Origin of the sequence: Paraburkholderia sp. WC7.3g (genome assembly GCF_050436345.1) — a bacterium.
Taxonomy (GTDB): Bacteria; Pseudomonadota; Gammaproteobacteria; order Burkholderiales; family Burkholderiaceae; genus Paraburkholderia; species Paraburkholderia podalyriae.
The window spans coordinates 529,102-545,946 of sequence record NZ_JBNDMA010000002.1; the positions used below are offsets into that span (position 1 = coordinate 529,102).

15 protein-coding genes and 3 pseudogenes are annotated in these 16,845 nt (G+C 61.2%); 8 read left to right on the forward strand and 10 right to left on the reverse strand.

From position 1 onward, the window contains the following. From OKW43_RS13930 to OKW43_RS13950, 5 genes are read right to left on the reverse strand one after another with little or no spacing between them, the layout of a single operon-like run. The gene (locus OKW43_RS13930; protein ID WP_429447926.1) at positions 1–675 is read right to left on the reverse strand and encodes an amino acid ABC transporter permease; all 675 of its coding nucleotides are present in this window, start codon (positions 673–675) and stop codon (positions 1–3) included. Further along, a complete protein-coding gene (locus OKW43_RS13935; protein ID WP_429447928.1) occupies positions 672–1,355 on the reverse strand; it encodes an amino acid ABC transporter permease in 684 nt (227 codons plus the stop codon). Before OKW43_RS13935 ends, OKW43_RS13930 begins: the two co-directional genes overlap by 4 nt. A gap of 18 nt (positions 1,356–1,373) precedes the next feature. Continuing rightward, positions 1,374–2,009: an urea carboxylase-associated family protein gene (locus tag OKW43_RS13940; protein ID WP_429447930.1), complete on the reverse strand. Its 636-nt coding sequence runs from the start codon at positions 2,007–2,009 to the stop codon at positions 1,374–1,376. A 12-nt stretch (positions 2,010–2,021) separates the two neighbouring features. Then, a complete protein-coding gene (locus OKW43_RS13945; RefSeq protein ID WP_175164613.1) occupies positions 2,022–2,639 on the reverse strand; it encodes a DUF1989 domain-containing protein in 618 nt (205 codons plus the stop codon). A gap of 20 nt (positions 2,640–2,659) precedes the next feature. Further along, positions 2,660–3,508, reverse strand: coding sequence for a transporter substrate-binding domain-containing protein (locus OKW43_RS13950; RefSeq protein WP_429447932.1), 849 nt, complete (start codon positions 3,506–3,508; stop codon positions 2,660–2,662). Positions 3,509–3,787: 279 nt separating this feature from the next. On the opposite strand from OKW43_RS13950, the gene OKW43_RS13955 reads away from it, so the two are divergent. Together OKW43_RS13955 and OKW43_RS13960 are read left to right on the forward strand one after the other, a co-directional pair. Further along, complete coding sequence (locus tag OKW43_RS13955; RefSeq protein ID WP_429447934.1) at positions 3,788–4,672, forward strand: MurR/RpiR family transcriptional regulator; 885 nt, start codon at positions 3,788–3,790, stop codon at positions 4,670–4,672. Positions 4,673–4,998: 326 nt separating this feature from the next. Further along, positions 4,999–5,160 (forward strand): annotated as a pseudogene (locus tag OKW43_RS13960) (transposase); the annotation flags it as partial. Here OKW43_RS13960 and OKW43_RS13965 read toward each other — a convergent pair. Further along, a pseudogene (locus OKW43_RS13965) lies at positions 5,161–5,508 on the reverse strand (transporter substrate-binding domain-containing protein); the annotation flags it as partial. Positions 5,509–6,362: 854 nt separating this feature from the next. Here OKW43_RS13965 and OKW43_RS13970 point away from each other — a divergent pair. The 6 genes and pseudogenes from OKW43_RS13970 to OKW43_RS13995 all read left to right on the forward strand — a co-directional run bounded on the left by OKW43_RS13970 (position 6,363) and on the right by OKW43_RS13995 (position 11,428). Next, positions 6,363–6,512 (forward strand): hypothetical protein, encoded by a 150-nt coding sequence (locus tag OKW43_RS13970; RefSeq protein WP_429447936.1) that lies wholly within the window; start codon positions 6,363–6,365, stop codon positions 6,510–6,512. A 96-nt stretch (positions 6,513–6,608) separates the two neighbouring features. After that, positions 6,609–7,186, forward strand: a pseudogene (locus OKW43_RS13975) (serine/threonine protein kinase); the annotation flags it as partial. 414 nt (positions 7,187–7,600) lie between these two features. Beyond that, entirely contained in the window at positions 7,601–7,828 is a 228-nt protein-coding gene (locus tag OKW43_RS13980; protein ID WP_429451672.1) for an ATP-binding protein, read from the forward strand. 659 nt (positions 7,829–8,487) lie between these two features. After that, the gene (locus tag OKW43_RS13985) at positions 8,488–9,477 is read left to right on the forward strand and encodes an amino acid ABC transporter substrate-binding protein (RefSeq protein WP_429447938.1); all 990 of its coding nucleotides are present in this window, start codon (positions 8,488–8,490) and stop codon (positions 9,475–9,477) included. Positions 9,478–9,494: 17 nt separating this feature from the next. Beyond that, complete coding sequence (locus OKW43_RS13990; protein WP_429447940.1) at positions 9,495–10,562, forward strand: SLC13 family permease; 1,068 nt, start codon at positions 9,495–9,497, stop codon at positions 10,560–10,562. A 449-nt stretch (positions 10,563–11,011) separates the two neighbouring features. Beyond that, a complete protein-coding gene (locus OKW43_RS13995; protein ID WP_429447942.1) occupies positions 11,012–11,428 on the forward strand; it encodes an LIC_13387 family protein in 417 nt (138 codons plus the stop codon). A 359-nt stretch (positions 11,429–11,787) separates the two neighbouring features. Here OKW43_RS13995 and OKW43_RS14000 read toward each other — a convergent pair whose 3' ends face one another. The 4 genes from OKW43_RS14000 to OKW43_RS14015 all read right to left on the reverse strand — a co-directional run bounded on the left by OKW43_RS14000 (position 11,788) and on the right by OKW43_RS14015 (position 16,309). Then, positions 11,788–12,699, reverse strand: coding sequence for an ABC transporter substrate-binding protein (locus tag OKW43_RS14000; protein ID WP_429447944.1), 912 nt, complete (start codon positions 12,697–12,699; stop codon positions 11,788–11,790). Positions 12,700–12,900: 201 nt separating this feature from the next. Beyond that, positions 12,901–13,803, reverse strand: coding sequence for a plasmid partitioning protein RepB C-terminal domain-containing protein (locus OKW43_RS14005; RefSeq protein ID WP_429447946.1), 903 nt, complete (start codon positions 13,801–13,803; stop codon positions 12,901–12,903). Continuing rightward, a complete protein-coding gene (locus OKW43_RS14010) occupies positions 13,800–14,702 on the reverse strand; it encodes a ParB/RepB/Spo0J family partition protein (protein WP_429447948.1) in 903 nt (300 codons plus the stop codon). The genes OKW43_RS14005 and OKW43_RS14010 overlap by 4 nt, the downstream gene beginning before the upstream one ends. Next, positions 14,699–16,309, reverse strand: a complete 1,611-nt coding sequence (locus tag OKW43_RS14015; RefSeq protein ID WP_429447950.1) for a recombinase family protein — start codon at positions 16,307–16,309, stop codon at positions 14,699–14,701. Before OKW43_RS14015 ends, OKW43_RS14010 begins: the two co-directional genes overlap by 4 nt. Positions 16,310–16,845 lie beyond the last annotated feature (536 nt).

A 16,845-nucleotide genomic window follows, 5' to 3' on the forward strand; every position in this document is an offset into this window, starting at 1 on the left:
TCACCGGGGCAGGGCGACCCGTTGGGCGCGCCCGAGGCGGCGTTCCCAATAACGGGTCGACAGATGGATGACGGACGTCGCGGCCCAGTAGACCATCGCGACGACGAAATAGACTTCGAGTGGAGCGTAGGTGTCGGACACGACGGATTTCGCGGCGAACATGAACTCATGAACCGAGATCACGGACAGCAGCGCGGAATCCTTGACCAGACCGATCAACAGGCCGGTCAACGTGGGAAGCAACAGCGGCAGCGCTTGCGGCGCGATGATGCGTCGCGCGATTTTCACCGGCGACATGCCGATGGCGACACCCGCTTCGACGGTGCCCGCCGGCACGGCGGCGACGGCGGCCTGAATCACTTCCGCAACGTACGGGCCGTAATAGATCGCGAGCGTGACGGTGCCGACGAGCGGAGCAGGCAGCAGCACGCCGAAATCCGGCAAGACGAAGAACGTCACGTAAAGTAAGACGAGCAAGGGCAAACCAAGCGTCAGCGCCGTATAGCCGCGAATCAGCGCGACGAGCCACGGCGCGCCGCGCCGCTGACCGATCGTCAGCAACACACCGAGTACGCCCGACATCGCCGCGCCGGCCGCACAGAGCCAGATCGTGCCGCCGAGTCCTTGCACGAGTTCGGGCCAATATCCCGACAGAACGCCGAGGTCGAACGTCATCGTGCGACGCCGCTTGCGATGCGTGACGCGCGCGGTAGGCGCGGCTTACGCTGGATGCGTCGCGCGGCGTAGATGACGGGAAGCGCGACCGCCAGATAGCCGACGCTGACGAGCAACATCACTTGCGTCGACGTGTAGGTGCGCGCGATCACCATTTGCCCCGCATACGTAAGTTCGGTGACAGCCACGACCGACGCCAGCGGCGTGGTCTTCAACAGGATCGTGAATTCGTTGATGAACGCGGGCAAGCTCGCTTTCAGCATCTGCGGTAACGCAATGCGCAACGCGATACGCCACGGCGCCATGCCGAGCGCAATCGCCGCTTCATACTGACCGGCCGTGACGACCCGGAGATTGCCGCGCAGGATTTCGGCCGTGTACGCGCCACTGTTCAGGCCGAGCGTCAGCGCGGCGGCCAGCATCGGCCGGCCGCCCAGTCCGATCAGCGGTAGCGCGAAGAACAGCATGAACAGTTGCACGAGCGCCGGCGTGCCCCGCATGAAGCTGATGTAGAGGCGCGCGGCCCAGCGCAATGGCGCGATGCGCGTCAGTTGCATCGCCAGTGCGAGATGGCCGAACACGACGCTGCCGGTCACGCCGAGCAGCGTCAGTTCTACGGTCAGCAACCAGCCGTCGATCAACGTCGGCAGGCTATGGATCACTTGCGGGTCGAAGCCCATTGCGGCGTTTTTCCGGAATCAGAGTTCGTCGAGTTCTTCCGCGGTCGAGAGTTCGAGCGCACCAGGCACGTCGTTACCCGCGATTCCGGTGCAACACGCCGACACGATGAACGTCATATCCGTGACGACGCGACACGCGATGAAATCGCCCGCGCGCGTGGTGTTCGGCAGCGGTTCGATGCGGCCGTCACGATGCAGTGCGACGTGCATGAACAGGTTGACCGGATCGGGCATCTTCGGCGGCTTGAGGCCGAGCGTGTCGATCACCGCGCCGACCGATTCGACGCAACCGGTCTGTCCGGCGTAGCCTTGTTCGACGAGATACGCGGTCGTGGATGCGGGCAGCAACAAGTCGTGCTTGCCGCTCGAATCCTTGCCGAGCACCATCATCGCGCGACGACGGTTGCTGACGATTCGCATGCCGGCCTGCAACACGTACGAATTGCTGAAGACACGCGTGTGATGGACCGACATGTAGACGTCGCCGTTGATGCGGCTGAAGCCGAACATCGAGGCGACCGCACCGGGTTCTTTCGCTTCGATGCGCAGGATCTGGCCGGCCTTGACTTCGATGGCACCGCTTTCGCCGGCAGGCACGGCGATGGTTTGCGGCGGCAGCGCGGCGCGTGAGGGCGGTTCTTTGAGAAGCAGCATGGTTGAGTCCGTTCAGGCGGCGACGGGCGTCGCGGGCAGGATGGAAATGGCGATGTCGGTGACCTTGAGGCCATTGCCGGGAATGATGTCCTGCGGACACGACGACACCGCGCACACCAGGTCTTCAAGCACATCGAAGGTGATGTGGTCGCCCGGCTTGCTGGTCGGATCGGTGACCTGCATCCGGCAGTCGGCGGTGACCGGGCCGTTCTGAAACAGATTGAACGGCTCGGGCACGTCGAACGGCGACAGTCCGTACAGCGCGAGACCCGCGTGCATGTTGTCGAGACAGTTGCGATGCCCGATCACGTTGAAATCGACCGTGAAACGCGTGTCGTCGCACGCAGGTACGTTGGCATCGTGAACCCCGACCGTGTCCTCGACGACCCGCAACAGAGGCCGTCCCAACGACGAATACAGCGCGTCGCCGACATTGAAAAACAGCGTGCGAAGCTGACGACGCGTGTGGGTCGGCGACAGCTTCTCGGTATGGTTCGAGGCGACGACCGCGACGAAATCGGCGGCCTGCTGGCCTTCGACGTCGATGATCGTCAGGCGTTGGCCGGCCTTCACTTCGAAGGTACGGCCATGTCCCGCCTTGACGGTGAGAGTCTGAACTGGATCTGTCATTTGATTCGGCCTGCCTACGCTTACTGCTGGGGAATGAAGTTGGACGTCGGCGTATCGAAGCTCACGCCGAGATTGGCCTTTTGCAGGCGTGCGAGTTCGCCCGATTTCCTCATGGCGATGATTTCGTCGCTGATCGCCTTGTTCAGACGCGTATCGTCCGGGCGAGTCGCCCACGCGATCCATTGCGACGGGCCGAGTTCACCGGTCGACTTGAGCTTGCCGGGGTTCTGCCTGATCACGCCCGCCAGCACGGTCATATCGTCGAACACGAAATCGGCGCGACGCGTCATCAATGCGGCCACCGTCTGATCCACGCTATCCACGCTGATCAGCGTGATGGGCGCGAGACCCTTGGCCTTCAGCGTGTCGTTGAACTGCTTGAGGATCTGCTCGGGCGCGCTTGCGCTCTTGACCGCCGCGGTCAGGCCCGCGAGCGATTCGACGGTGGCGTTCGCCGGAATCTTCCTGAAATCGGCGCGTACGAGTGCGCCGTTGACGGTCTTGCTGGTCGGGACGACGTACGCGAGACGCTTCGCGCGTTCGGCGGTCACGTTCAGAGCCGACCCTTCGATATCGAACGAATGCGCGAGCAGGCCGGGAATGATGCCGCTGAACGCCATACGCTGATATTCGATCTTCACGCCGAGATTTTTCGCGACGGCCGCCAGGATGGCCGGATCGAAGCCGACGATGTTGTTGCTGGCGTCCGTGTATTCGTATGGCGCGAAGGTCGGATCGATGCCGACCGTCATCGTGCCGCGACTCTTGATGTCGTCGAGCGTATCGGCGCTGGCGGCGACCGGGTGAATCAACGCGGCAAACGGTAACAACGCGGCAAGGGCAAGGCTGGAGAGGCAGCGCTTCGACATCGATGGGACTCCCGTAGACAGGTGGACAATGCAGGATGCAACGCATGATCCATACCAGTGGGATGCCTGAAACACACGTTTCACGAACTTATCGTTGAAAACGCATGTTTCTATATGGATTCGAGAGAAACACCGATTTCACGTTTCCGGCGCCGGACCTATAATGCAGCCGATGCGGATAGCGCCTACCTGCACCTGTCCCGTGCAGGCAAGCCTGGATGCACGTTTGCGGTGCTGAGATCGCACCATCACGGGCAACCCATTTATCCACCTGCCGAAATGTCAAACGCTCAAACCAAAAAAGAGAAGCGATCCCCACCGTCGATCGAAAGCCGGATTGCGGAATGCTATGACGAACTGTCTGAAATCGATCAGCGGCTTGCCGATGTGATTCTGAGTGCACCGGGACAACTGGCGATGCAAACCGCCACCGAACTGGCGACGACCGCGCAAGTGTCGAAGGCAACCGCCACACGGTTCTTTCAAAAACTGGGGTATGCGTCTTATGACGATGCCCGGGCGATTGCGCGAGCGGCACAGGTCGGCGGTTCGCCGTTATATCTACAGGACAGGGGTCGCAAGACGGCGGGTTCGAAACTCGACGACGTGATCCAGGCCCATCTGCAGCACGAAGTCGAAAACATGGCGAACACCTACCGTTCGCTCGATACGCAAGTGCTGAGCGAGGTGGTCGACGCAATCGCGCAAGCACGACGCGTGGCGATCATCGGCTATCGGCATAGCCACACGGTCGCCACGATGATCCGACGCGAACTGATTCAGGTGCGTTCGGACGTGATGCTATTGCCCGCGCCCGGCGACACGATCGGCGAATATCTCGCCGATCTGAACGCGAAGGATCTCGCGATCATCATCGGCTTGCGGCGCCGCGTGCCGGCGGTGGGCGTGACTGCCGCCGCGCTGGCCGAGGCAGGCGTGCCGGTTCTGTATATGTCGGATGTGATCGCGGGCAAACCTGCGCGGCTGGCGCGCTGGGTGATCCGATGCCATACCGATGGCTTGATGCTGTTCGACAGCAAGGCGGGCATGACGTCAGTGGTCAACCTGATTTGCTCGCTCGTCGCGGAACGGTTGCTCGAGCGCGGCAACAGTCATTTGCAGCGCGTCGAAGTTCTGCACGACAGCTTGCGTGAACTGGAGTGAACCGGGCGTCAGTGGAAGCAGGCATCGGGGATCAGACATTGTCGCGAGCCTTGAACTCTGATTAAAGCTTTCTGAGATCGCTCTATTCCATAATTGAATTCGCCGACGACCGCTTCTAAGTAAATAAGCAGCCGTTCAAATTCGTTGGAAATTCTTCGTTCGACTGTCTGCTCTTGGGCCGAAAAGGGACCGATGGTGATGGTTGATCGTCGTCCCACGCTATTTTTCGATAACGATCATGCGTAAGCGGTAATTCCTCCGCATCTGGCGAACCCAGCTGAGGAGGGTCAAGCTTGTGTCCGCAACAACAACTTGCGGACGCAAACATGACCCCAGACGATCTTGACTTCCTCCCTCTCAAAGTCACGCATATCGATGAAGGCGGCCGGCGCTGCTTTGATCCAGAGGACAAGCGCCGGCTGATCGAGGCATGCCAAAGGCCAGGAGTGTCGGTGTCCGGGCTGGCTCTCAAGGCTGGCGTGAACGCCAAAGGCCACTTGCTTTTGGCGTTCCGGAGTGTTTGTGGTCGTCGAGCATTCAAGGTCCAATGTGCCGTTTTGAATCAGCGGAATGCGGTTCTGCGCTGTGAACGGTATGACCTTGACCTGCAGATTGGGCGCTTTCAGTTCGGTTTTGATGCGATCTACGACCTTCATCATGATGTCGTAGGAGTAGCCCGCGAACTCGGTGCCTTGCACGCGGTAGCTGAAGGGTGCTGCGGATTCTCGCGCACCAAGCGTGATGACGCCGCTGTCCTTGATTTTCTTGAGGGTGCCGCTCAATTCTTCAGCGTGCGCTGTGCCGGCAACGAGACACGCGGACAGCAGGAAACTCATGCAACTAGCCAACTTCAACTTCATCAGATGCTCCATTGGTGAGCGTGAATGCGCGTTTGTGGTGCAAATATTGGATGCGGCGCCGCTGTTTTATTGACCGAAAAGTTTTGCGGCATATGGCCGATTACTCCTTCGGTGGACCTAGCGAACCGATGCGCAGTCCAGATCGGCTGTGAATCGGACAGTCACCGAGTGAGTGATTGTGCGAATACACCTTCAACGGGGACGGGTCACGGCGGCACGGAAGAAGCAAACTTCATACCATTGTTCCGGTTGCGTATTTCGGCACCCGTATTTCGGCACCACCCGAACGCGCTGCCAGCCAGCGCACTCGTATAGTCGTTCGGCGTCACCCCCGGTCACGTCGGCTAAGGGTTAAGAAGACCCCTGAAAACCTTGTGAGAGAGACGGCCAGCGACTTTTTCAACAGCATCAAGGTGCAGCGGACATCCGTGCGTCAGCGGCTGGCGGCACGCCCCCGGCTGTTGCGGACGGTCGTGGATCGCTGTGCCGAGCCCGACCCGAACCATGCAGCGGAGGTTCGCTCCAGGCTCAGTTGAATGAGGGGTAAGGCCGTCATCCACTCGCGGGTTGACCTCTTGTACAAGGGTCCTCGCGGGCCGGAGCGAACTCGCCACGCGACACGCTGATCTGATTGCCGCAGTGGATCCTAGCGTGGCGCTCCGGTTGGTGGCCCTCAGTTCATCACGCGGTGCCGTCAGCGTGGCTCATCGCTCGACATTTTTGGGCTCGCAAATCGGCCTCGGGGCAAGGCCGGGAATCTCGATCATTTCGCCGGAGCCGCGTCGGTGGCGCGCCTAGGCCCATCGCATTCGGACGACGCAAAGCAGTGCGTGCAGGCGCTCACTGCGGGTCCTCTGACCAATCCCGATGGCGCCGCGGTCGTCGAGGTGTATCCTGACCAGATGCTTTCTGCTGACGCGTTGCTGACCGTGGCGATGCCGTCTTGTCACCTGCGTTTCGAGCGCACCCTGCCCAGTTGAGGCGGACGAATATTGGCGTCCCGTTCTTCACCCCATGGGGGGGACAGCCTGACGGCAGCGTGCGGCAGATGAACCCCACCTATGGTTCCGGCGCCGATGGGTAACAGCTTCCAGATCGTGTGGGACGATGGCGAGGACGGCGCCCGGGCAATGGCGGCGACAACGTACACAACGTCCTGATTGCGCGGCCCGCCGTTGACCATCCACCGCCGGCCAGCCTCGATCGCCTCGCTCACGAGTTCGGATTGAAGGACGAACTCGATGGCGCGTGGGCGGTGTGGCCGCTGGAGCTGGTGCACGAAGGCGGCCGGACCCTGCTGGTGCTCGAGGATCCGGGCGGTGAGCCGCTCGAGCGGCTGCTCGGCGCGCCCATGGAGGTGGGACGTGTGCTGCGCCTCGCCGTCGGCATCGCCGTGGCGCTGGGCAAGCTGCACCAGCGCGGCCTTGTCCACAAGGATCTCAAGCCCGCCCATATCCTCGTGAACGGCGCGGACGGACAGGCGCGGCTTACCGGCTTCGGCATCGCCTCGTGGCTGCCGCGCGAACGGCGGGCGCCCGAGCCGCCCGAGACCCTCGCCGGCACGCTCGCCTACATGGCGCCCGAGCAGAGCGGCCGGATGAACCGCTCGATCGATTCGCCCAGCGACCTCTATGCGCTCGGCGTCACGCTCTATCTGTCACCAGCGGCGTGGAATTCGATGAAAACGGACGGTTTGAAATTCACACTGTTGAAGCGATAGCACGATGGCGGGATCAAGGGTCAAGCTGGTTCTGCGCCGCGACTCACCTCAGTGGCTAATCCGCTGAGAATGCGGCAACTACAAGGGAAGCAGGAGAACGGAGCGAAGAAAAATAAAGAAGAACCAGGCTTTAGACAAACCGGGCCCCGAAGAAGATGAACCAAGAATAGTCGGTTCCACGCAGTGAGTTTCACACCGTAGGTTTTTGACGACTTTCAGATCGCCAATGACACGCGTCGAACTGCAACAAGTCCTGCTTAACCTCGTCATCAACGCGATCGAGGACATGGGTGGCATCAGCGATGGCGTGCGGGAAGTGCTCGTCAGCACTTCCGAAGCCGACGCTGGCTGCGTGCTCGGGCGGTACGCGATTCGGGGCCGGGCGTTGCCGCGGACAGCGCCGAGCGCGTTTTCGCCCCGTTCTACACGACGAAGCCGACCGGCTTGGGGATGGGGCTGTCGATCTGCCGCTCGATCATTGAAGCACACGGCGGACGATTATGGGCGAGCGCCAACGTGCCGCGCGGCGCTGTCTTTCAGTTCACGGTGCCGGTTCATCCAGAGCTTTCATCGTGATTGCACGCAGCGCGAGCACTTTTTTGGAGTTGCGGTGTGCGCGTCGGCTCAGGCCGACGATGGCACTTGTGATCAACCGGCCAGCGTCCGATGTCTGGCTCTGAGGCGACATTGGAATGACCGCCGCAGCGCGCATACGAGTGGCCGGAGTTGGCCGGGCGCTGCCCTTCGGGCGGTCGGCCGCACCCGACCCGTTCCTGCCCCTCAGTTAGTTTCTGCGAATGTCACCATCGCGCTCCAAAGCGGTCGCACTACCCCACGCTGCCGGTCGGATATGGCTTGAGGCCGCCGATTCGTGTTCGCTCCATGCATGCTCACGAAGGACCATTCTGTACAGATTGGACGAGCCGGTTGTCGATCCATCAGCGCTCCTGGTGGCTTGTTTGTCTCACGGCCACTTGGCGCTGAAGGCACGCCGGAAAGCGAGAAGCGATATCCTGGACACCGAAGGCAAGTCAATCCTGTTGCGCTTGGTCAAGGCCTGCCTCCGTCGGCAGACCGGCCCTTCGCCGCAGCATTGCGTGCTCGGGAAAGCCCCATGGCCGGGTTGCCCGCGTCACACACATAATTGTCCAAGGTGGCCCGCCAATCAATGCACACAAACGGGGAGAGCCATGGCGCACGTCGGTCGCATCATCGGACGCATCCTGCCGGCCGGTTTGCTGATCATCGGCGCGGTTGTGAGCGCGCACGCCGCGGATGGCGAGATGCTTGCCCAAGTGAGGGCGCGCGGGGTCCTGCGCTGCGGCGTCAGCGAAGGCATCGCGGGGTTTTCGGTGCACGGCGCATCCGGCGCCTGGACAGGCATCGATGTCGATTTCTGCCGTGCGGTCGCGGCCGCTGCACTGGGCAATCCGGACAGGGTTGCCTTCGTTCCGCTCAGGGCGTCGGAGCGCTTCCCGGCGCTGGAAGACGGCGTGATAGACCTGCTTGCCCGCAACACCAGCTGGACCCTGCTGCGCGAAAGCACGCTCGGCGTGCAATTCGCGGGCATCCTCTTCTACGACAGCCAGGCGTTCATGGTGCGCACGCAGGGCGCCCCGCCGACGCTGGCCGGGCTCAAGGATGCGGCCGTGTGCGTCCAGAAAGGCACTTCGAGCCAGGATCATCTTCTCGCGTATTCGGCCGTGAACCGCCTGAACCTGCGGCCGCTCGTCCTCGAGTCGGCTGCCACAGCGAGTGCGGCTTTTTTCTCGGGCCGCTGCAGCGCCTGGACGAGCGATGCGTCGCAGCTGGCCGCCGCGCGTCTGCATGCGCCTGGCGGTCCGCAAGCCTGGGTGATCCTGCCCGAACGCATCTCGCAGGAACCGCTTGGACCCGCCGTGCGCGGCGACGACCGGAGCTGGCTGGTGCTCGTGCGGTGGGTTCTCTTCGCACTGTTGACCGCCGAGGAACTGGGTGTCACACGGGCGAATCTTGCGCAACGCTCACACGAGGCCGTCGTGCTGCAAGCGCTCGTGGCCGGCGACGAGGTGGACCGCAGTCTCGGCGTTGAATCCGGATGGATGTTGCGCGCCGTGCAGGCCGTTGGCAACTACGGTGAGCTGTTCGACCGCAATCTCGGTCCGCATAGCCTGCTCAATCTCGAACGGGGGCTCAACCGGCTCTGGACGCAGGGCGGACTGATGTACGTGCCACCAATGCGCTAAGCGGGGAGAGTCAGCCCATGAGCGAACTGCAGATCACCATCGTGATGGCCGTTTTTTCGGCAGTGATTCTTACGATCGCCTTCAATGTGATCGACATGGCCGTGGCCGCGCTCACCGGCGTATGCGTGCTGATCGCGCTCGGCATTCTGGACGGTCAGGACATCGTCGACGCCTTCCGCACCTCGGGCGGACCGATCGGCCTGCTGTTCGGCGGCATGGTCGTGGCGCGCATCCTGGCTACGACGGGCATATTCGATCTGCTGGGCGACTTCTACCTGCGCGCGACGGGCGGCAGCGGCAAGCGCTTCCTGCTCCTGCTGATCGCCCTGGTCGCGCCCGTGTGCGCGTTCCTGCCGAATGCCACCGCCGTCATCCTGCTCGCGCCCGTCATCGTGCGGGATGCGCTTGCGCTCGAAGCGGATTTCGTCGGGCCCATGATACTGACCGCGATCGTGAGTAATTCCGCCGGTCTGCTCACGCTGGTCGGCGACCCGGCGACGTTCCTCGTCGGCAGCTCGATTGGCATGACGTTCGGCGTCTATCTGCACCGCGTAAGTCTGGGCGGTGTCATGGCCATCGCGATCGTCGTGCCGCTGCTGCGCTGGCTGATGCCGGACGTGTGGCATCTGCGGCGGACCTTGCCGCCGCATACGACGGCAAGGCGCATCGAGCGGCCAGTCTATGCGAGTCTCACGCTCGCGGTGCTCGCGATGATGGTCGTCCTCTTCGTCTTCGGCGAGGATCTGCCTACGCGCATCGTGCCGCCCGCGGTGGCGCTGATCGCGAGTGCGCTTGCGCTGCTGGTCGGATATGCAGCCCGGATCGAATCGACCGACGACGTGCTGCGCGATGTCGACTGGAAGACCCTAGTGTTCCTGGCAAGCATTTTTTGCCTCGTGCAGGCGGTGGTCAAGACCGGCTTGCTGCAGTTGATGGCTCTTGGGCTCTATCAGGCGTTCGGCACGGAGCTGACGCTGGTTGCGCTGGCGATGATTGCGGGCATCGGCGTGCTGTCGAGCCTGCTTGCCAACGTGCCAGTGGCCGCAGCGTACTTCGTCTGCCAATGCGGCCCCGCTGCCGAGTAACGCGCCCGCTACGCAGAACGCGAGTGCGCGAATCCCCAGCTTGCGGATGGTCACGGCCCCGCCCCAATGTCGGTCGGATGATCCAGTCCGGATATGCATCGAGTACGGATGCCAGGCATCATGTTAGCCGGCATCGCGTGCGGCAGCGAGACTGCCGCAGTCTCAGCTTCACACTACCGCCGTCGACGGGCGCCGGCTGTTCGACGCGGAGCGGTCAGCGGGCGTCCTCTTTAAAGGACGCTCAAGATGGCAGGAGCGGACACTCATAGCACCCGCAAAGTCCAGGCGTCTGCTCAGGTGCTGATCTGACCACTAGCCCATCACGGCACCCTGAGTTGTGATTTGCATCTCACCAATATACAGATGAGTTGTAAAGTGCAACCAGCCCGCCACGGTTGGAATCCCGGCGGGCGGGTGCCCGCTGCTTTGATCGCTTGGGAAACTCGGCCATGACGCCAGCCTTACTGATCGTCGGTGCATCGATCTTCGGGTTGCTCGGGATCGTGCATGGATGGTACACATTTCGTGATTCGCAAAATCCGCGCCGGCTCGTTCCAGACAGTCGCGCAGTCTTGGAGGCGATGAAGACCACGGACCTCCGGCTTTCGCGAGGCGGTACCACCGTCTGGAAAGCCTGGTTGGGTTTCAACTACAGCCACACGCTTGGTTTGCTGATGTTTGCCATCGGCTGCATTTCCTTCGCGTTGTCGCTGCATGCCTTGGCTCCGCCGAAGGCGATTTTATTGATTCCGGTCGCCGTCGGGGCCACGTATCTATGGCTTGCCGTCCGATACTGGTTTCGGGTGCCGGCCCTGGGCGTTGCTATCGGCACGCTGTGCCTCTTAGCTGCGTGGCTAACCTACTAATGCGTTTTGGATTTCTTAACGGCATTGCACCATCCGGTTTCGCTATCGCATGCCAGATCGCGTTGGCGCCCGCACCAAATGCCTGCTTTCTGGAGAATTAGTCGAAGGCCCTCACTGGCGGCTCCTGGCCGCACCCTGCCCAATGCCGAATGGGTAGCGCGGTACGCCATAGCCTACCTCTGGCAGGCAGAAGTCGACCCTGAGCCGACATGGCAGCGCGCTGATAGCTGTCGTTCAAAGTCGCTGAAGCAGACGTTCAAAAGAGGGTGTCCAAGGCAACGTCCTGTCTCCCTGTCCGGTTCGCTCGAAGACCCCTGCCTCTGACGGACGGATGTCCCGTATCTTGATATGGCCGAGAACTATCGGATTACCCGATCCGCGCGCTCCAGCACGTCCCGCGGGATCGAAGCAGCGATCTGCCGAGCCGTCTTAAGGTTCACGATCAGCTCGTAACGCGTAACGGTTTGGACGGGCAAATCACCTGGAATGGACCCCGTCAATACTTTGTCCACGTATGTCCCCATCCATCGCATTGCCTCGCCGAGGCTCGTTCCAAAGGCGATAAGCCCTCCCGCGTCTGCCCAAGCCGGCGCGAACATGGTGGGGAGCCGATCGCGGGCCGCCAGCTCGGCAATCCGTTTCGAGTGGATCACGACGGACGGTTCCTCCAAGATCAGCACGGCGTCGGCGTTTTCCTGCCGAAGCGTGGCAAACACGGCGCCGAAATCAGGCATCGAACCCGCCACCCGGTGTCTTAGCGTCTGCAGGCGCAGCGCGCGCGCCTGCTGCTCGTTCGCGGTGATCAACGCATCGGAGACGCCTTGATCTCCGAGCAGCGCCACGCGCGTGAGTTTCGGGATGATCTGCTTGAGCAGCTCGAGCTGTTTCCTGGCTTGCAGTGGATCGAAGGTCGTTGCGCCGGTGACATTTCCGCCAGGCCGTTCCAGCGATTCGACCACGTGGTCCGCGACCGGATCGACAACGACAGCAAAAACGATCGGGGTATCGGGCGCCGCCTTTCTGGCAGCGCGAGCGGTCACGGCACCGAGCACGGCGATGAGGTCGACGTCGAGACGTAGTAGTTCGGCAGCAAGCTGGGGAAATTTCTCGTACTGTCCCTCAGCGAATCGCGACTCGATCACGACATTGCGGCCTTCGACATAGCCAAGATCTGCCAAACCTTCTCTGAACGCTTCGAAGGAGGGCGACGAACGTGCCACCGGCGACAAAAAACCGACACGTGGAATCCTGGCAGTATTCACGATACCCATCGTATACCTCCCCACTCTTTCGACGTCGTGCAGAACCCCGCTGTACCGTTCAATCTTGGATCTGTCACTTCGCACCCGCTTGTGCAGACGCGGAGAATGACTGGTCTAGAGCGATTTTCGCGCTCTCTCTGAAAGTCCACAATTGGCCGAACCCGGACTGTTACAACTGTGTAGATTAACTCAAGAGCGTTGCGTGAATAGCTAGGTAACGACGCTGAATTGCTGCTGTTCAAGAGAGACGGTCTCTACAATCGTTTCGAACTCGGCCAGAAGGTCAGGCTGACGCTGCCGCAGATATTGAGCGACCAGTTCGTTCTCCAGGAGCCTGGCAAGATATCCTTTTGCGAGCACCAGGTTCAGTACATCCTGTCCATAGGTCTGCTCGACGAGTTTGTATTGGCCCTGGAGGTTACTCATCTCCCGCTCCATCTTGGCCATCTGTTCAGGAGTGACGCCGGGCAGCTTCGGCGGCTTCTTACCTTCCACCAGGTGCGCTGCGGGCGTCGCGACGAGCAGCGCTTCAGCGTATGGCACAGTGACGTTGTTTGCCGCTATCATCAGCTCGATGCACTCGACCTGCCGCGTCGGTTTCATTTTCCGAAGTGCGCGAGCAAGCTCCACCGAGAACTGGCGATCACCCAGAAGTTCGGCCGCTTCAGGGCATATGCCGTCCAGCAGTGAAAGCTTCTTAAGAATCTGGGACACGTCCATCGCCAAGGCCTTCGCCAGCCTCTCCGGTGATACACCCCGTTCGACGACGCGCCGGATCATATAGTGTTCCTGGATCGTAGACAGCCGATTCACACGGTTGTTGTAGGTGTAGCTTTCGTCGTCGATCGCAATCAGGCAGGACGCTTCGACAAATCCGAGTTCCCGCATTGCAATGAGCCGAAGATGTCCGTCAAGCAGCACGTGTTGACCCGTGCTCTGATGAGCCGCCGTGACTGACAGCGGTTCAATCAGTCCGATCTCCTCAATCGATGCCTTGATCTGTTTGAACTTGCGCGAATCGACGATCGTCGCCGGCGTCCTGCGCGAGGGCAGGATGCACACTACTGGAACCGATAGCGGTTCGGGAATGAACCCGAGCGTCACGCCTGTCATGCGACGCCCCCGCTCGACCAGACGCGCTCGGCGAGATATTTGGGCAGCGTTGCCAGCCCTTCCGCGCGCAACAGATTGACGAAGTTCTCATCGGCGAGCAATTGCCGGAGCGCACCCACGACGAACATCATCCGCTGCTGTGCAAACCCGGCCTTACGCACCATCGACTTCTGGCGTTCGACTTCGTGCTGGTAAGTCCGCACCAGGCTTGATGTTGTCACGTCCGCGAGCTTGCCCGACATGTTGCGACCGGCAGACCGCCCAAGTGTCTTCCGCCGTTCGATGATCCGACGCGCATCCATTAACTGTTTGCCGCGCAATTTACCGGACTCGTAAGCCTCCTGCAGAGCGAGTTGTATCGCTGAATCATCGTCACCGGCGCCGACTATCGTGAGCGCAGCGTTAAGCGGAATCCGTCCCCTCTCAACTGCGATGACGAGTCGCTCCTCGCCATGATGCAGTAGCATCAGAATGCCCTGAACATACTGCTGTGTCAGTCCGGTTTTTTCTGCAATGACCTTCGGCGTGTATCCCTGCTCCTGCAATTGCCGGATGCCGGCGAGGAGTTCGAGCGGCCGGCACTGGCGACGCGCAATGTTCTCCGCAAGACTCATGATGAATGCATCTTCGTCGCTCACATTCACGACCATCGCCGGGATGGTCGTTTCGCCGAGTGACCGGAAGGCCTTCAGACGGCCTTCGCCGCATACGAGCAGATACTTCTCGACGCCATCCTCAGTGGCGCGCGGCGTGACCTTGATCGGCTTTTTCAGGCCGATCGCCCTGATGTTGCCGACGATTTCGTTGAACAGGCGACTATTACGTTCGCGCGGATTGATGACCTCGATCTGCTCGACCGGAATCATCCGGACCTCGCCTGTCTGTTGCTGCGGGTTCATGCCACCCTCCGAAGGCGAGCCCGCTCAGCCATGCCATAGAGATACTCGAGCGTGTCGAAACGGTAGCTCTCGAACTCAATCCTGTTCTGGTCGGCGAGGCTGATGCGCGGCTGGCCGAAATCGAGGCGCGGCAGCAGGTAATAGTCGAGGGCCGCCGAATTCGCGTGATCGAGCCGAACGGCTACCGTGATGTCCGGCAGCAGGCTCGTATCGAAGCGGACCTTCCAGTGATGCCGGCCGGTCTCATGCGTCTGGCAGCGGGCGAGGACCAGACAGGCAGTGAACTCATGGTTGACCGCGAGCATGTCGGTGGCTGGATCACGTTGCACCGCGCCACCGAGATCGGCGATCTTCTTCTCGGTCTGCGCAACGATTTCGGGGTGCAACTGCCGGAGGAAGCGGTTGGTCTCGAGATAGCGGTAATCGCGACCGGGTGTGAAGCCCACGGTCTGATAGGCGCGGATCAGACTGCCGAACCGGTACATGTAAACGGAGCTTGACGGCATGCCATCAGTCTCGTCGATAACGAGACCGGACAAAAATCCGCGATCGCGGTACAGATTTCGCAGGCGTTGAATCAGCTCTTCATTCGAATAGCGCCGGGCCCGCGCCCGCATGATGCCCTGCGCTGTGTAGAACACTTCGCTTGCTACGACAGATTGGAATGCTCCTTCCTTCCGGATCCACATGTCCGGTGTGTTCACGACGCGCATTTTCTTGAGTTTGAACGACACGCGGTTATAGACATTGTTGCCGATGTATTTCTCGTTGGTCAGTACCTCCCGGACCGTTGCACGTGTCCATTCCCGATCGAGATTTGTGCGAACACGCATGCCATTCAATCGGGCTGCAATCTCGTATTCATTTAACGACCCGTCGATAAACCAGCTGTAGATGAGATTAACAATCCGGGTTTCGCTCTCCGGCCCTGGCACCAGGATGACGCGATCGGTCTGCAGGCTCTTGTGCTCGCCTCGCTGAAGTTCGCTTTTCATGATCCCGTGCTGATCGATGAGTACACGACGTAGACCATATCCGGCCGGCCCTCCCTGCCGGAACCCGAGTTCGATCAGCCGGCACTGGCCGGCAAATACCTTCGCCGACAGTTCACGACTGTACTCGCCGGCCATTGCCCTTTTCACGCCCTTGACGATGGTCGAGACTGGCGAACCATCGTTCTCGAATTGCTCTGCGCAGTATGTGACCTGGATTCCTCTGCGTCGGCACACATACTCGTAATAGGCGCTTTCATCCGCGTCCTGGAATCTCCCCCAGCGACTCACGTCATAGACGAGGATCACCTGAAAATCCGCGCGGCCGCTTTCGACGTCCCTGATCAGCTGCTGCAGCGCCAGCCGCCCGTCGATACGCAGACCGCTTTTACCCTCGTCAGCGTAGGTGCGAACGATCTTGAGACCGCGCCGTGTAGCGTACTCACGAATCCTGTCGCGCTGGTTCTCCGTCGAGTACTGCTGGTGCTCGGTCGACATGCGAACATATTCGGCCGCCTGTACCGAAGAGGTCTGCAAGACAACATCGCCTGTGTGATCGAGTGACACGGTCCTGCTCCAGCCAGCGTCGAACCCCCGCTCACCAGACCTCCGCATGCAGCTGGGCGCCGGACAACGGAAGTTTGAGCTGATACGCCGGCGCAGATTACGTGCCGCAGCGTTTGATTGATTGCGGGTACAAGGCAAAGGTAGCAGGCGCGGCGCGGAAGTCGATCACGTCATCTCTTTGCAATCACGTATGTGTGGCCCATTGGGTGCCGACAGCACGGCGATGTGAACCGTGCACGCGTTCATCTTTGCAATACCGGTTTCGACCGCGCGGCGCAGTATGTAGAAGCCCGACGCTAGCGGCCGGCAAGGCGGTGACGCGTCCATGTTTGCAACTGGGCTGGAACTTCGTCGTGCGTTCCGCTTCCGTTGCATCGCGCAATTGCGCTCCCGATAGGCCGGGTGCGTCGCGCGGTATTGACGCCAGTAGTCCGGGTGACGATCGCGCCAGTTCGATTGCGCCCGCGCCTGGTTATCGCGGTAGTCGGCGTCGACGCGAAGGCGCCGCCGTTGCCAGCGGCGCCGGCGTTCACGTTGACACGCCGCGGCCGAGCAGTAGCGTTGATGGGGGACACGCAAAAGGG

Excerpts from the sequence above, each read along its gene's own strand:
- OKW43_RS13950 (WP_429447932.1), bottom strand. The coding sequence starts at position 3,508 with ATGTCGAAGCGCTGCCTCTCCAGCCTTGCCCTTGCCGCGTTGTTACCG.
- OKW43_RS13940 (WP_429447930.1), bottom strand. The coding sequence starts at position 2,009 with ATGCTGCTTCTCAAAGAACCGCCCTCACGCGCCGCGCTGCCGCCGCAA.
- OKW43_RS13935 (WP_429447928.1), bottom strand. The coding sequence starts at position 1,355 with ATGGGCTTCGACCCGCAAGTGATCCATAGCCTGCCGACGTTGATCGAC.
- OKW43_RS13930 (WP_429447926.1), bottom strand. The coding sequence starts at position 675 with ATGACGTTCGACCTCGGCGTTCTGTCGGGATATTGGCCCGAACTCGTG.
- OKW43_RS14010 (WP_429447948.1), bottom strand. The coding sequence starts at position 14,702 with ATGAACCCGCAGCAACAGACAGGCGAGGTCCGGATGATTCCGGTCGAG.
- OKW43_RS13990 (WP_429447940.1), top strand. The coding sequence starts at position 9,495 with ATGAGCGAACTGCAGATCACCATCGTGATGGCCGTTTTTTCGGCAGTG.
- OKW43_RS14005 (WP_429447946.1), bottom strand. The coding sequence starts at position 13,803 with ATGACAGGCGTGACGCTCGGGTTCATTCCCGAACCGCTATCGGTTCCA.
- OKW43_RS14015 (WP_429447950.1), bottom strand. The coding sequence starts at position 16,309 with ATGCGGAGGTCTGGTGAGCGGGGGTTCGACGCTGGCTGGAGCAGGACC.
- OKW43_RS14000 (WP_429447944.1), bottom strand. The coding sequence starts at position 12,699 with ATGGGTATCGTGAATACTGCCAGGATTCCACGTGTCGGTTTTTTGTCG.
- OKW43_RS13995 (WP_429447942.1), top strand. The coding sequence starts at position 11,012 with ATGACGCCAGCCTTACTGATCGTCGGTGCATCGATCTTCGGGTTGCTC.
- OKW43_RS13945 (WP_175164613.1), bottom strand. The coding sequence starts at position 2,639 with ATGACAGATCCAGTTCAGACTCTCACCGTCAAGGCGGGACATGGCCGT.
- OKW43_RS13955 (WP_429447934.1), top strand. The coding sequence starts at position 3,788 with ATGTCAAACGCTCAAACCAAAAAAGAGAAGCGATCCCCACCGTCGATC.